13 protein-coding genes and 3 tRNA genes are annotated in these 13,972 nt (G+C 60.3%); 8 read left to right on the top strand and 8 right to left on the bottom strand.

The features are described from left to right. Positions 1-133: 133 nt before the first annotated feature. The 5 genes from DDD63_RS10290 to DDD63_RS10270 form a co-directional block, all read right to left on the bottom strand. On the bottom strand, positions 134-436 hold the full coding sequence (locus DDD63_RS10290) for a DUF3618 domain-containing protein (protein ID WP_164505525.1): 303 nt from the start codon (positions 434-436) through the stop codon (positions 134-136). Further along, a complete protein-coding gene (locus DDD63_RS10285) occupies positions 433-903 on the bottom strand; it encodes a phage holin family protein (protein WP_164505524.1) in 471 nt (156 codons plus the stop codon). Before DDD63_RS10285 ends, DDD63_RS10290 begins: the two co-directional genes overlap by 4 nt. Before the next feature lie 263 nt (positions 904-1,166). Then, a complete protein-coding gene (locus DDD63_RS10280) occupies positions 1,167-1,790 on the bottom strand; it encodes an HAD-IA family hydrolase (protein ID WP_108716287.1) in 624 nt (207 codons plus the stop codon). A 276-nt stretch (positions 1,791-2,066) separates the two neighbouring features. Then, positions 2,067-3,176: a glycosyltransferase gene (locus DDD63_RS10275; RefSeq protein ID WP_108716286.1), complete on the bottom strand. Its 1,110-nt coding sequence runs from the start codon at positions 3,174-3,176 to the stop codon at positions 2,067-2,069. After that, a complete protein-coding gene (locus DDD63_RS10270; protein ID WP_108716285.1) occupies positions 3,173-4,276 on the bottom strand; it encodes a phosphodiester glycosidase family protein in 1,104 nt (367 codons plus the stop codon). Before DDD63_RS10270 ends, DDD63_RS10275 begins: the two co-directional genes overlap by 4 nt. Positions 4,277-4,372: 96 nt before the next feature. On the opposite strand from DDD63_RS10270, the gene argE reads away from it, so the two are divergent. Further along, positions 4,373-5,644 carry an acetylornithine deacetylase gene (gene argE / locus DDD63_RS10265; RefSeq protein ID WP_108716284.1) on the top strand — a complete coding sequence of 424 codons (1,272 nt, stop codon included), beginning with the start codon at positions 4,373-4,375 and terminating at the stop codon, positions 5,642-5,644. A 334-nt stretch (positions 5,645-5,978) separates the two neighbouring features. Here argE and DDD63_RS10260 read toward each other — a convergent pair. The 3 genes from DDD63_RS10260 to DDD63_RS10250 form a co-directional block, all read right to left on the bottom strand. Then, positions 5,979-6,054 (bottom strand) — tRNA-Phe (locus DDD63_RS10260). A 37-nt stretch (positions 6,055-6,091) separates the two neighbouring features. Further along, positions 6,092-6,165, bottom strand: a tRNA-Asp gene (locus tag DDD63_RS10255). Positions 6,166-6,185: 20 nt separating this feature from the next. Next, a tRNA-Glu gene (locus DDD63_RS10250) sits at positions 6,186-6,259 on the bottom strand. A 520-nt stretch (positions 6,260-6,779) separates the two neighbouring features. Between DDD63_RS10250 and DDD63_RS10245 the strand changes: the two genes are divergently transcribed. From DDD63_RS10245 to DDD63_RS10215, 7 genes are all read left to right on the top strand, one after another. Beyond that, positions 6,780-8,603 carry a mechanosensitive ion channel family protein gene (locus tag DDD63_RS10245; protein ID WP_164505523.1) on the top strand — a complete coding sequence of 608 codons (1,824 nt, stop codon included), beginning with the start codon at positions 6,780-6,782 and terminating at the stop codon, positions 8,601-8,603. Positions 8,604-8,969: 366 nt separating this feature from the next. Continuing rightward, on the top strand, positions 8,970-9,488 hold the full coding sequence (gene msrB, locus DDD63_RS10240) for a peptide-methionine (R)-S-oxide reductase MsrB (protein ID WP_205647245.1): 519 nt from the start codon (positions 8,970-8,972) through the stop codon (positions 9,486-9,488). A 28-nt stretch (positions 9,489-9,516) separates the two neighbouring features. Further along, complete coding sequence (locus DDD63_RS10235) at positions 9,517-10,305, top strand: endonuclease/exonuclease/phosphatase family protein (protein WP_108716281.1); 789 nt, start codon at positions 9,517-9,519, stop codon at positions 10,303-10,305. Further along, positions 10,298-11,245, top strand: a complete 948-nt coding sequence (locus DDD63_RS10230; RefSeq protein WP_205647243.1) for an EamA family transporter — start codon at positions 10,298-10,300, stop codon at positions 11,243-11,245. Before DDD63_RS10235 ends, DDD63_RS10230 begins: the two co-directional genes overlap by 8 nt. A 356-nt stretch (positions 11,246-11,601) precedes the next feature. Beyond that, positions 11,602-12,081: an SRPBCC domain-containing protein gene (locus DDD63_RS10225; protein WP_108716280.1), complete on the top strand. Its 480-nt coding sequence runs from the start codon at positions 11,602-11,604 to the stop codon at positions 12,079-12,081. Between the two features lie 101 nt (positions 12,082-12,182). Next, a complete protein-coding gene (locus tag DDD63_RS10220) occupies positions 12,183-13,466 on the top strand; it encodes an MFS transporter (RefSeq protein ID WP_240611261.1) in 1,284 nt (427 codons plus the stop codon). 4 nt (positions 13,467-13,470) lie between these two features. After that, positions 13,471-13,968 carry a universal stress protein gene (locus tag DDD63_RS10215; protein WP_108716279.1) on the top strand — a complete coding sequence of 166 codons (498 nt, stop codon included), beginning with the start codon at positions 13,471-13,473 and terminating at the stop codon, positions 13,966-13,968. Positions 13,969-13,972 lie beyond the last annotated feature (4 nt).

The following is a 13,972-nucleotide window of genomic DNA, read 5'->3' as shown; positions in this document are numbered from 1 at the left end:
TCTACTTTACCGCGAACGTGGCAATTCCCGCCACGCATAACCCCATGGTGAGAACGACAGGTCGGCTGCTGCCTGCGCGTATTGCGCGGTACCACGTGCTTTGCCCGGGAGATGTTAGGACAGGCACAGTTGGTCAGTGGCGGCAAATGACCAGTACGCCCAGCCCGACAACAACCACCACACTTCCCGCCAGGATTCCGATGGCGCGCAGATCTCCGGACTTCGCGTCGTGGACAAGTGCCTTGACCCGAGTTGTGGCCGTAGCGGCCTTCTTCTTAGCCTGGTCAGTAGCGGCTTTTGCGACGACTTTCGGATCAAGCCGCCCGGCCAGTTCGTTGACGGTTTGCGTCATCTCTTCACGGGTTCGCCTCAGTTCAGCCTCGATCTGCGCGATAGAGCGCTGGTTACTGTCCGGCGAGTTCTTCGCGTCGCTCACCTTTTGATCCCCCTCTTGAATGCTTCGATGTCTTGGCTCAAGCCGTCTTTAGGATTGACCACGTGGCGCTTGGATGCCTTCAGACGCGCTGCTCCTATGGCGGCGAGTATCGCGGCGAGGACAATGAGAATGCCCGCGACCGTGAGGAAGGCGGCCCACACAGGCATGATGTTCGCAAATCCACTCACAGCTGCTAGCAGCAGAAGCAGGAAGATGAACACCGCAAGGAAGGCGGCGACAGCGAGAAGCACGCCGCCCATGCCGAGTTTCTGTATTTTCGCCTTGAGATTCGCGGAGGCGTAGTCGATTTCTCCGCGAACCAGTGCGGAGGCCTGTTCCGAGATACTCGCGATCAACTCGCCGATGGACCGTTGCGTGTTAGATGACTGGGAAGCCGCGCGCGTCGGCTTATCCGGGGCGGCTTCAGGGTGTTCGTGCTCCGTCCCGCCGGGTTTCTGCGTGTCCACGATCATAAGCTCCTTTTCGGTGCGTCCACCGCGTTGGGCGGTGGGCCGTGGCTGAAGACAAGACTATTCTCCCCGATCTGGTCCGTGAAGGCGACCATAACGGCGAATATCGGAGTACGCCGATAGCTATTCTGTGCGAAGATGTGGCGCCTATTGTTCCGGCGAGGGCCGAGTTCATGAGCGCTGGGGCACACGCGGTATAGCTGCAAGGCACCTCGTGCTTCAGTAAGCCGACGCGTACCTCAGCGCGGTACGAGTAGAGTTCATAGCTGTGACTTCAATTGCGCCAAGCTCGTGATGCGCGTGGCGGAAAGTGCGTCCGCCACCAGGGGTATGCCCGGTGTTTCGAGGAGGACGCATTCGATACCCGCTTCTTGCGCGGCGACGGCGTCGATCGGGCGATCACCTACTGCGAGGCAATCTGACGGGTTGAGATCGTGCCGCTGCATCATCGTGATGTACATGTCGGGGTCGGGCTTGCGCGCATAGCCATCCGGAGCACAGATCAGATCGTCGACCTTTAGACCGCTCGCATTGAGCAACACGCGGGCACTTTCTCGGTCGCGGTTGGTGATAACGAGATTCAACCCGCCTTTGCTACGTACCTGCTCCAGAATGTCGTGAGCGCCGTCCATGACGGGAGGAGGGGAGACTTCCCAGGCACGCTTAAGCAGCGTATAGGCCTCCTGCAGGTCGTCGGGTGGGATGGAGAATCGTTCTGCCAGAGCTGTGATCGCAAAAGCGATGGAATGCCGTGTCAGGTGGGCGACGTCGTCAACCGAAATCGTGCCACCGCATTGCGTGACGTACGCCTGCAGCATGCGATCAATTTGCGGGTAGCTGTCGATAAGGGTACCGCCAAGGTCCCACAGAATGTGACGGGTCATATATCCATTGTGCCTAACTGGCGGGCCCGTAGGCCATGAAATAGACATGCTGCCGGGTACTCACACGCCTTTCACTTTCCTGTTGGCTGTGGTCTTGGCCGGAAGGTAGGCCTCCGCGCGCCGTTCGGTTTCCGGGCGGCCTCCTTCCACTGCCGCCCGCCGCCTCTAGTGTACGGCCACCTCCTCCAGTGGCGCGACGACCGCTTCCTCTGGCGCGGTGAAAACGGTGATGGCACTCACGTGCACTAAAGCCCTTGGGGTGTGGCGGGCAGGCGATTAGCCCGCCGATAATTTGCCCGGACGCTGGATCGGCGCTGCCGTGCCGCGCGCATCGGAGGCGGTATCACCGGCTGTGTCCGCAGCCGACAGCGTTGGGGGAGCGAAAATCCACCGCTGCTGCACCGCGAAACTCAACAGCAAGCAGAGGAAGTCCATGAGAAGTTTGGCCAGCCACAGCGCGATTCCAATGGACGCCAGGGCGCGGACCCCCAGGGCGGTTATCGTCACAAGCGTTGCTGCCAGGAGGGCGTACTCGAAAGCCTCCAATGCGGTACGTTCCCTCGAATGCTCGCGGAATACTTGCGACTTGTTCAGTGCGAAGTTGACAGTTCCGGAAACGACACGGGAGGCGACGACGGCGGGGAAAATCCCCCAGCGGGACTGCAGAACTAGAAACAGCAGCATTTCACCCGCCCAGCACCCGGCGCCAACGGCGAAGAACGCCAATAGAGGCCGTAAGACCAGCCACGAGTCAACCAGGGGGCGGAAGTGGGAGCCGGAATTGCCGTCGTGATAGACGGTGGCGATAGGAACCTGCCGAATCTCCTGGCCGACCCGCGCGGCCGCGAGAAGCGCCTGGAGTTCCCACTCGAAGCGATCACCCGGAATGCCAAGAAGGCGCGCCAGATGCTGTGGCCCGTAGCCGCGCAGGCCGGTCTGTGTATCGCTGATGCGTTGCCCGCTGGCGAGGCGGAAGAAGCGGGCGCTCATCCAGTTACCGATGCGCGACCGGATGGGGACCCTACCGGAGAAGGCGCGCACGCCGAGAACGACGGCGTTCGGATGTTCCCGTAAGTCGAATGCCACCTTGCGGATATCGTCCGGAGTGTGCTGGCCATCGGAGTCGGCGCATATCACCGGCTCATCGGGCGCGTGTTCGAGGCACCAGGCGAAACCTGTGCGCAGCGCGAAGCCCTTCCCACGGTTGACCTCGTACCCGATGACGGTGGCCCCGGCGTTGCGGGCCTTCTGGAAGGTATCTGCGTAGCGCGCTCCCGAGCCGTCGTCGACAATCACGACGTGTGCTTCGGGTATGTGATGTGCCAGTGCATCGACGAGTGCGGGCAGACGGTGGTCGGGTTCAAGCGAGGGAATTAGAACGATCATGACAGATCCTCGATGTACAGAATGTCGGATGTTCCCCGTTCTCCACCGTTAGAAGGTTGGTTGATCACCTCGCCGTTGAAGTACATGGTTGATGAACCTCCGCCGTCGAGGTTGTAGGCGATCACGCATCCAAGCGACTGCATAATCTGTGCAGCCTCCGTCATTGTGGCACCGCGCGAGTGGCCTTCGTCTCGTCCGTCAATCACGACGAAGACGAATGTGCCGTCCTGCTTCTGCCCGATCAGCGTACGGGGCTGCTCGCCTTGGATCGAGTGATTGCCGAAGTTTGTGTCGATCTCTACGGAGTCAATGCCGCTGACAGCCTCCCCGTTTTCGATCAGGGCAGGACCGAAAGAGAGTGTGTTCCACACGCCGGCGTCGACTAGCTGCTGCGCACTGGTGGTGGTCTCGTCGTAAATCGCCATTGTTCCATTGCGATAGATGGCAAGTCCGGTGCGGGCGCCGTCGTCGCGATATATCACGCCGTTGCGGATGAGGATCCCGCTGTCCCGGAAGCCGTAGTAGTCACCGTTGATGGCGAGGATGGCGTTATTCTCTTCCGCTATGGTTGAGGTCTTGTCGGTGATATTGGTGCCGTATGAGTTCTTGGCGAAGGCTGATCGTATAGCCGTGCCGTCCGAGGCGCTGACGGTGGCCACGTAGTACGTCACGGTATTGTCGCCACCGCCCGTGGTGACTGTTTCAACGCTGATGGAAGCGTTGGAGGCTGTGTAAGAGGAATAGGTTACCGTGGCTGTGTGGTCGGCAGTGTCAGTGCTTTGCTCAGAGTCGGTGCTGCCGGATGAGGATGTCGATGACCAACTGGCGGAAGCCCCCGCCTCTAGGGCGCTGACATCGGCTATTTCGACGTGGTCGATGACGTATCGGTCGAGCGCCCAGGCGGTGCTGCCTCCGACGAGGGCCAGAGTAAGGATGCCGGCACCTACAACGACTCGGCGTCGCTTCAGGCTGCGCGGGTGTGGCGCGGGGGTGTGTTGAGCCGCCCGGGATTCGGCTTCCGAGCGTGTCGGAGAGGTATTGGGTGCAATAGCCGGGCCGTTCCTCCCATCCGCTTGACGGCTTGCTTCACAATGCTCCATGACAGGCAGTGTGCATCTACAATCCCGCCGTAAGCTGGGCGCAATCTGAGGGTGGACTGGAAGAGACGCCGCTTCGCGCCTCGCTATTATACAAATATGAGCGAAAGAAAGCAGGCGCCTGCGGATCGGGTGGAGACCGGGCGGAAGACGGCGTCGAAGTCTGATAATTTTGTGGATATTCCGACAACGCCACGCGCGTTCATTGAAGCACTCGTTGCGATGGACACCACGTCCGCTAAGAGCAATCTTGCTGTGATCGACTTATTGGAGTGTTCATTTGCGGCGGCGGGCGCTCGCATTCATCGCATCGACGATGCCGACGGGCTGCATGCCAGCCTATTGGCGACCTTTCCGGCCGTGGATGGCACGGTCGATGGCGGGGTCATGGTAGCCGGGCATACGGACTGCGTTCCGGTCGACGGCCAGGTGTGGACATCTGATCCCTTCACGCCTGAGGAGCGCGATGGAAGGTTGTACGGCCGTGGTACCGCAGACATGAAGTCCTATCTGGGCATCATCGCGGCGCTCGCCCCGCAGATTTCTCAGACGCGGCTGGCACGGCCACTGCATATCGCGGCGACGTGGGACGAAGAGGTCACGAGCATGCGTGGAGCATTCGCACTGGTGGAGAAGCTGGATGAGCTCCATATTCATCCGGATATCGCGTTGGTGGGCGAACCGACCACCATGCACGCGATAGGCGCCCACAAGTCCATGAACGTCATTACACTGACCTTCCGTGGCCTGGCTTCGCATTCATCGCTACCGGTGCGGGGGCTCAATGCAATCCGGTACGCGGCCGAGTTCATCACCTGGTATCACACCGAGATCATTGAACGCTTCCAGAGTGAGGGGCCCTTCGACGACGGCTTCCGAGTGCCGTGGTCGACCGGCGGAGTCAACGTGGTTCAGGGTGGCACGGCGGTGAATACCGTGGCGGACCGAGCCTACCTGGAGCTCGACTTCCGTACACTGCCGCAGGTCGATGCACTCGAGATTCACCGGCGTGTGCACGAAAAAGCGAGGGACATCGACGAGAGGATGAAGGCCGATGCGCCGACCGAAGCTGCCGGAGATGTATCGCAGGTTGGCGTAACCGTGGAGACGGTCGGTCAAGTCACTGGCCTGGCGAGCGGGCCCGAATCGGCGGCCGCGCGTTACGCCGTGAGCCTGGGGGCTATTGCCACCGCGGATAAGGTCACCTACGGCACCGAGGCGGGTACCTATGAGGCGGCGGGAATGAGCGCTGTCGTCGTCGGACCGGGTGATATTGCGCAGGCTCATGGTCCGGATGAGTACATCGAACTCGACCAAATCGCGGCGGGGGAGGAGTTCTTCCAGCGCTTGATCGCAGACTTGGCGGAGTAGGACTCGGCCGCGTTGCTGGCGGCGGGGTGGATGTGTGCGAGAAGTGCCGGGTTTTTCAAGAAGATGCGGGTTTTTCGCGACACTTCTTGAAAAGTCCTCCACTTCTTGTGCCAGGGGCGGACGTGACCACGTGCCAGGGGCGGCTCCCGACGCCGCTCGTAGGCCGATGCCGCGTGCCAAGCACCAACCCTGGTCTCTGGCACAGGTGTGGGTGGTTTGGTGGGTAGGTGGGTTGTCGAATGAGTTATGCGTGGGGTCGAATGACTCGTCGTCTGGTGTCGAATGACTTGTTACCGGTTGTCAAATGACTCATGGTTGGACGTGGGTTTTTCCTTGGTGGCTCCGACCGGCGTCGATCCGGTGACCTTTCGATTTTCAGTCGAACGCTCTACCAACTGAGCTACAGAGCCTGGTAGACAAATGCCCGGTTTCCCGGGCAGTTATCCGCGACCCCGACGGGACTTGAACCCGCGACCTCCGCCGTGACAGGGCGGCGCGCTAACCAACTGCGCTACGGGGCCAATACGAGGTATTGACCTCAGTACCCCAACCGGGTTCGAACCGGTGTCGTCGCCGTGAAAGGGCGATGTCCTAGACCACTAGACGATGGGGGCGAAAGGCTTTCGCCCGAATCCGTTCGCTACCGTGTTGGTGGAACTCGTTAAGCTTAGAGGAAGAAGGGGCCTTGGTGCAAAATCGAGAGGCCTGTGTGTTTCCTCACCGCGGTGACTGTCGTCGGATTCTTCCCGGAGATTCCGGGAAGAGCCGCGCGAATTGGCCTTGAAAAATCGACGATTTGACTACTACAGCGGGCCTCGAATACACCGCTATCGTCCTTGCGTCCTATCGTCCTTGCGTCCTATCGTCCTTGCGTCCTATCGTCCTTGCGTCCTATCGTTCCGCACTATCGGCACACCACCTGACCTGGCGGGAAGCTGCGTGCCAAAGCCGTGACCTGGCGGGAAACTATCCGCTAGCACCCGGCAACACTCGCCGTAGTGCACCCAGCGCGGGGCTGAACTGCGCAAACCGGCGGAACGTACACCGGGCTTTTGAGTGTATGTCGGTGCACTGTGTGGAAAGTGTCAGTGGGCATTGCGGTAACTTCTCAGGCCGGTGCAATACCCTGGAAGGTATGGCGTTGCTCAGCGTGTTGTCTGCGCCCAGCACATTTTTGGCTGGAGTGCTCTCTTCTCAGTCGGCCTTGTCGTCATTAGCGCGGCAGGTGACATCCACACCGTCCCCTTCGCCCGACGCTACTCCAGCCGATGATTCCACCACCGTTGCCGAGACCGCGGTGGAGGCGACGGTAGATGTGCTTGGAGTGGTGCTGCGTATCGGCATTGGAATCGTTGTTGGTTTGCTGATCAGTTTTTTGCTGCAGGGCGTTATCAAGTTCATTGTTCGGCGGCACGAATTCCTGCGCGGCTCAGCACGCAAGGCAGTCCAGCCTTTGCAACTGGTGCTGGGCACGCTAGGTGCCTGGGTGGGCATGGTTATAGCGGTTCCCGTGGCCGCCAATCAGGAGCAGCCGCAATGGCGGGAGTATGCGCAGCACTCCTTCCTCATCCTGCTCATTTTTGCGGGGACTTGGCTAATCGTCTCTATTGTTGACGGGGCCGAGCAGACCATCGTCAAGCAGGTGAAAGCCGCCGGGGAGTCGCGCTACCGCAAGGTCCAAACGCAGGCGCAGATCCTGCATCGCGTGATTGTGGTTGTTATTTGGGTGTTCGGCCTTGCGGGCATTCTTATGACATTCCCCAGTGCCCGCACGGCCGGAGCATCGGTATTCGCGTCAGCCGGATTGGTCTCCGTCGTCGCCGGTATTGCGGCGCAAGCCACGCTCGGTAACGTATTTGCCGGCCTGCAGCTCGCGTTCTCCGATTCCATCAGGGTGGGCGACATCGTGATCTGGCAGTCGGAGTACTCGACTGTTGAGGAGATTACTTTGACGTACGTGGTTCTTAAGGTGTGGGACGGGCGTCGCCTGATTGTGCCCTCCTCCCTCATGACCACGGAGACCTTCGAAAACTGGACGCGCCGCACGCCTGCGATGCTTGGCTACGTGCACTTCCAACTTGATTGGCAGGCGCCGATCCCGCAGATGCGCGTGGAATTGGAACGTATTCTGCAGTCCACAGACCTGTGGGACGGGAATACCGGTATTCTCCAGGTTCGCGACGCTGATTCGGAGCTGCTGCAGGTTTCCGCTTTGCTTTCGGCGAAGAACTCCTCCACCTTGACGGATCTGCGCTATTACGTGCGCGAACAAATGGTGCGCTGGATCCAGGAGAACGCGCCTTCTGCCATGCCGCATATGCGCTACTATGCCGGTACGGATGTGCCGGACATGGTTGCGCCGGATGAAGTTCCCTTCCCGGAAGTGAAGGCTCGCGCCGAAGGGCAAGCAGAGGACTCAAGCCAGCAAGAGGTGCGCAGCGGACGCGTGCAGGCGAGGCTTCCGCAGCGCGGGGACGATACGACGCCGGAGGCGGCCTTTGCCGGGGATGGTACCTCGGGCCCCGCTCCGACTGCGGCCGATTTGACGGAAACGCGTGTGCTGAGCGTTGAGGAGATTGGTCTTGTAGGACCGGCGCGCGTGCCTGCGGGGCAACGCGAAATCGGCCCGACGGAGACCATGGTCGCGCCTGGGCATGAATCGTCGATCTTCACAGGGTCTGTTGCGGCGGAGAAACGCGGTCAGGAGTTCGCAGGGCCCGGCGACGAGGCGATGCGGGAACGTGAGGCTGCAGCTGAGCGTCGGCACCGTCGTGACGACGAAACTGAGGAGCGGCACCGCGATGATCGGCAGCGGACTTCTTCACCTGCTGGTACCACCGCAGAGCGCGCTGCGATCGAGGCGGACTCCGGGCGGGAAGACCTCTCCGAGACGGAGAATGAAAACCGGTCAACAATGAAGCAACCACTCGGGAATCCGGCACAAGACACGGGTGACTGACACGATTATGGGGGCGAGGTTCTACCCGGGTAGGGCTCTGTGGAAGGTACAATCTTTCAACCGGCTTCGTGTTCCAATCGGTCCGGACGGGGCGCGTCGGTCCGGACGGCGCGGAGCCCTGTGAAGTCCCTTTGGATTCTTCTGTTCCAGGCGTCGGCAGGCTACGCTCATAGCTGAGAGATTCGGCGGAAGGTCTGGATTCGCGCAGAGGCGCGTTGGAACTGTGTGCGCGGGGTGCTCAGGCAGAACGCAAGCTCTGCTCGGGACGCCGCACACGCCACCTAGCGGCTTTGTACAAGGTCGGCATTAGGTGCAAAGCCAGAAATGGTTGGGTCACATACTCGAAGTAGAAAGGGAAGCGGAAACATGGCTGATCAAGTGCGTCTACCACAAACTGATGAAGAATGGCGGCAGGTCCTCTCGCCGCAGGAGTTCCATGTATTGCGAGAAGCTGGCACCGAAAGACCGGGAACGGGCGAACTGCTCGACGAATTCCGGGAAGGCGTGTATCGCTGCCGCGCATGTGGGCAGGAGCTCTTCCGCTCACAAACCAAGTTTGAATCCGGATGCGGATGGCCGAGCTTCTACGACCCGGCAGATTCGGATGCGGTGACAACGGCTACCGATTACAAGCTGGGATATCCGCGCACGGAGGTACGCTGTGCGCGTTGTGACTCGCATCTGGGGCATGTGTTCCCGGACGCTCCGCAAACCCCGACCGGGCAGCGGTACTGCATGAACTCCGTGAGCCTGACATTCGAACCGGCAGATCAGCAGGAGGCTGATCAGCAGGTGGCTGATGATCGGCAGGAGAGCACTGACCGGCAGGAGACATCTGAGTCGAGTGTCGAGCCGACCTCGGCGGGCAAGTCGACCGTTTTCTAGAGATACGGGATGAACGGGGTCGAGTCGAATGGGTCTACGGGTTGGAACCTTTAACCTGCAAAGTGGCACGCCGAGTACTCCGCTCAAGGTGGATGAGGCGATACGCCAGACAGCAGATCGACTGGCCGCCGAGCGTTTGGACATCCTAGCTCTTCAGGAGGTCTCGATGCCGCGCGGCCAATCGCGGCCACCTCTGCGGGTGATTACCGATGTGGCAGGGATGGCCTGGATGCAGTTCGCAGCGGCCCGACGCGCCCCAACCGACATGATCTATCGGGTGGCACGGCGCCAGGAACACGGTTACGGCGTCGTGCTTGCCACCCGTGAACCGCCGATGTTCTGTAAGTCGCTGCGATTGCCTTCATGGAAGTCTCCGGTACGCCGAGATAGAACCGGTAGGCGGGGGATTGCGGGTCGTTATCTGCGCGTGGAGGAACAGCGCCGCGCCGTCGTCGTGATCCTCAATATGGACGGTGGGCCGCTCCTTGTGTGTGCCACCCATCTGGCTGCCGATGCGCGTTTAAACTCGCGGGAACTCGTATGGCTCGAGAACCGGCTTGCGGGCATTGCTCGCCACGCCGGCGTAGCGAGCGCGCCGCGCTTACTTCTCGGTGATCTCAACATGAGCCTGGAGAAGGTGCGGCGCGAATCGTCGTTCACCGTGCTGGCACAGGGAGCGACCTTCCCGGCAGCCTCACCGCGCACCCAAATCGACCATATTCTCGGCCAGAATCTCGTCTCCTGTGCCGAATCTTCTGTTGTGCATCTTCCGATTTCCGATCACCGGGCACTTCTGACGGAGGTTGCACGTGGCTGAGCGCGGTGCAGGGGGAGGGAAACGCCAGAAGCGCCACGTAAGCGGCTGGGAACAACGGGAACAACCCGCTGCGTTGCGGCGCAATCGTTGGGCTCCAGCGCTGCTGCTGGGAGCGGGTATTTCGCAGTATGTCGGGGCATCGCTGGCGGTCGGTCTTTTCGCGGCGGCTCCTGCCTTGGCGGTGGGGTGGGGCAGAATTGCCGGTGCGGCGATTTTGCTATTGCTGTGGAGGCGAACTCTTCCGCGTGACTCCAACGAAGACTTCAGTTGGCGGGTGTTGGGTGCGGCTGCCATTTTCGGTCTGGCGCTTGGGGCGATGAACCTTACTTTCTACCTGGCGATCGACCGGATTCCCCTCGGCACTGCGGTGTCGCTCGAATACCTCGGTCCGGTGGTACTGGCAGTTGCCACCGGGCGAGGATGGAAGACCCGACTCGGCGCCGCGCTCGCCATAGGCGGTGTTTTCCTGATCTCCTGGGCAGGAGTTGACCTTGGCGATGCCGACGTCGCAGCGGGTGTGACGGCGGCGCTCGCCGCGGGTGCCTTCTGGGCTCTCTACATTTGGCTTGGCCGCCGAGTGGCGGTTGGAGGGCGGGGTCTTGACTCCTTGGCATGGGCCATGACCGTGGCCGCGCTCGTCTATGCCCCCCTTGGTGTGGGCGACTTCGCGCCAATTGCAACAAACCTGCGTTCACTGGTGCTGATGCTGGCCGTTGCCGCTCTCTCCTCGGTTCTGCCCTATGGCGTTGACCAGATTGTCATGCGTTCATTGCGTGCCTCCACCTTCGCGCTGTTGAGTTCTCTTCTGCCTGCCACCAGCCTGCTTGTGGGGCTCGTCGTGCTTCGGCAGGTGCCAAACGCTGCGGAGGTCCTTGGGTTGATAGCGATTTCGGCAGCGGTGGCGTTGGCGACGTCGCCTCAAGTACCGGAATCGTCCTAACTGGCGGTTCTTACTTCTGCTCGTCACCTCCGCAGGTGCGTGGTGGCGTTCCCGATTTGTGACCGAGTCCGAATGGTAAGACGCCTGCCGGAAATTCTCATAGAGGTTGCGAACGGCATCGCGCCGCCGCTTTCGGCGGATGTGCCGCGCGTGACGGCCAGTTTCATTCTTTAAACGTGTTTGTTCTGGAGTCATCCGGGTCTATGCTATCGGTGTTGGATTCCCCACGGAGCCTTCTCGCTCGCAATAGTGCGAGCGGAGGGGCTTGTGGATTCCACGGCGTCGGCGAAGGACCTCCGGTTCTTCTCGGCGAAGCAATTGCGATTCTGCAAAGGTCGATGCAACGGAGAATCGAGATGGAACCCGATACAATCCTCGAGGTCGAGAGAGAGTTCAGTGTGCCGCGCGGCGTCCTCTTCCGCGCTTTCACTGAACCCGCCGCTCTCGCTCAATGGTTCGCCCCGGACGGTTGGCATGTTGTGCCCGAGTCGGTCGAACTTGACCCGCAGCTGGGTGGTCGGCTGCGTCATACGAAGGTGCGCGACGACGATCCCACCCGAATCTGGGTGGTAGACGGCGTTTACACGGAAGTCTTCTACCCCGATGTGCTTGTCACGCGGCAGCGTATCAGCGGCATTGAAGGTATTGATCCGTCCAAGCCGGTCGAATTGCGCGTGGAATTCACACGCCTCGGCCGGGAGAAGAACTTACTGCGGATCGTGCAAGGCCCGTATACCGAAGAGGCGGCAGTGGACTATTCCGATGGATGGGAATCCATCCTCGACCATCTCCAGGAGTACCTGGACGCACAAGCACAAGAGGAGACTAAGAAGTGAGCGCACAATCTACCACTGTCGTTAGGCGAAAGCCGATGATGACGATGAAGCAGATTCTGCTGATGAACTTTTGATTCTTCGGAATCCAGTACTCGTTCGGTATGCAGCAGACTGCCATTAATCCGATCTATACCTTCTTGGGCGCCGATCCGGAGAGCCTACCCCTCTTGAATATGGCCGGTCCTATTACCGGTCTGTTCATCCAACCGTTGATCGGAGCCTTGTCAGATCGGACATGGTCGGAGAAATGGGGGCGGCGTAAGCCGTTCTTCCTGATCGGTGCTACTGGCTGCGCAATCTGCCTCTTCCTCTTCCCTTTTGTATCCGCGTTGTGGATGGCAGTGTTGTTGCTTTGGTTGCTCGACGCATCGAACAACACGGCTATGGAGCCCTACCGTGCCTTCATTGCCGATAAGCTTCCGCCCAGCCAGACAGCGAAGGGTTTCCTCGCGCAGAGCTTCTTCACGGGCCTTGGCATTACCCTCGCGAATGTTTCGCTGTTCTTCTTCCGGCGCCTCCTTGACGGGGCAACTGCCGCCGGATTGCCTTACTGGGTGTTTGGCTCCTTTATGCTCGGATCGGTGTGTTCGATTGGCACGGTACTCGTGTCGGTGCTGTCGACTCCGGAGATTCCACCGACGCCGGAAGAACTGCAGCGCATGCGGGCAAAGAAGTCGAAGGAGCATTTTGGCGCCGTTCATGGCATTTGGACCGCAATCGTTGAGATGCCGAAGCAGCTACGCAAGTTGGCTTTGGTCTATCTGTTCCAGTGGTACGCCATGAACGTCTACTGGCAGTATGTTTCCCTGTCGGTGGCGAAGTCGGCGTTTGGCACCACTGATGCGTCGTCGGATGCCTACGAATCTGCGGTTGGTTGGACAGGTCTGATCAATGGCTTCTACAACGTGGTGACCTTCACGGTGGCATTCTCGCTTGTCGCACTGGCCAAGAAGCGGGGAGCGAAGTGGGTGCACATCTTCTGCCTGCTGTGCGCCACTGCCGGTCTGCTTGTCTTCCCACACATCACGAACAAGTTCCTGCTTTTCATACCGATCATTGGACTGGGCATCGCCTGGGCGTCCATTATGGGTGTGCCATACATTATGGCCGTGCGCATGGTGCCATCGTCTCGTTATGGCGTGTACATGGGCATCATTAACATGATGATCGTAATCCCGCAGCTCATCCAAACCCTGACCTTCGGTTGGGTGTACAAGCATATTCTGGGGAGTAATCCAAGCAACGCCATTACCTTTGCTGCAATCTTACTCGCTCTGGCGGCCATTGCCATGACGTGGATCAAGGAGCCGCCGATTGTCCGCGATCAGGACGATGTGACAGCTCCTCCGAAGGTTGCTGGCCCCTCCGTGCAGGAAGGCGAGTGAGATCATGACGATTAAACGGTATAACAAGATCCTCGTGGGAACCGATGGCAGTTCCCTGGCCGGCCCCACGGTAGCGCGTGCCGCAACGCTGGCGGACACCGAGAGTGCGGAGTTGATCATCGTATGTGCCTACACCACGATGACGGCACGCGAGGAAGCCACTTTGAGTTCCGTTCCGGCGCAGTCGGTGAAGCTGGGCCAGGTGCCTGGAAAGGCGTCCGCCAGTCAGGCCTTGGATGAGGCGATGTCCATTGCGGAGCGGCAGGGCGCGCACGTTTCGGCGGCCATTTTGATGGATGCGGAGCCCGCAGCTGCGCTGCTTGAGACCGGTAAGCAGTTCCTGGTCGATGCCATCGTGATCGGAGCTATTAGGGACACTTCGATTGTGGGCGGCTTCTCGGTACCGTTGCCTCAGAGGTTGTCCGGCGCGCACATTGCGATGTGCTTGTTGTCCGCCCGGCTCCCGGTGCTCCGGAACCGAACGTGGCGGAGGACGTCATGATCGA

The sequence above is a fragment of the Actinobaculum sp. 313 genome (assembly GCF_003073475.1).
Lineage (GTDB): Bacteria > Actinomycetota > Actinomycetes > Actinomycetales > Actinomycetaceae > Asp313.
The sequence above is the reverse complement of the archived record's forward strand: the minus strand, read 5'-3'. Positions and strand labels throughout refer to the sequence as shown.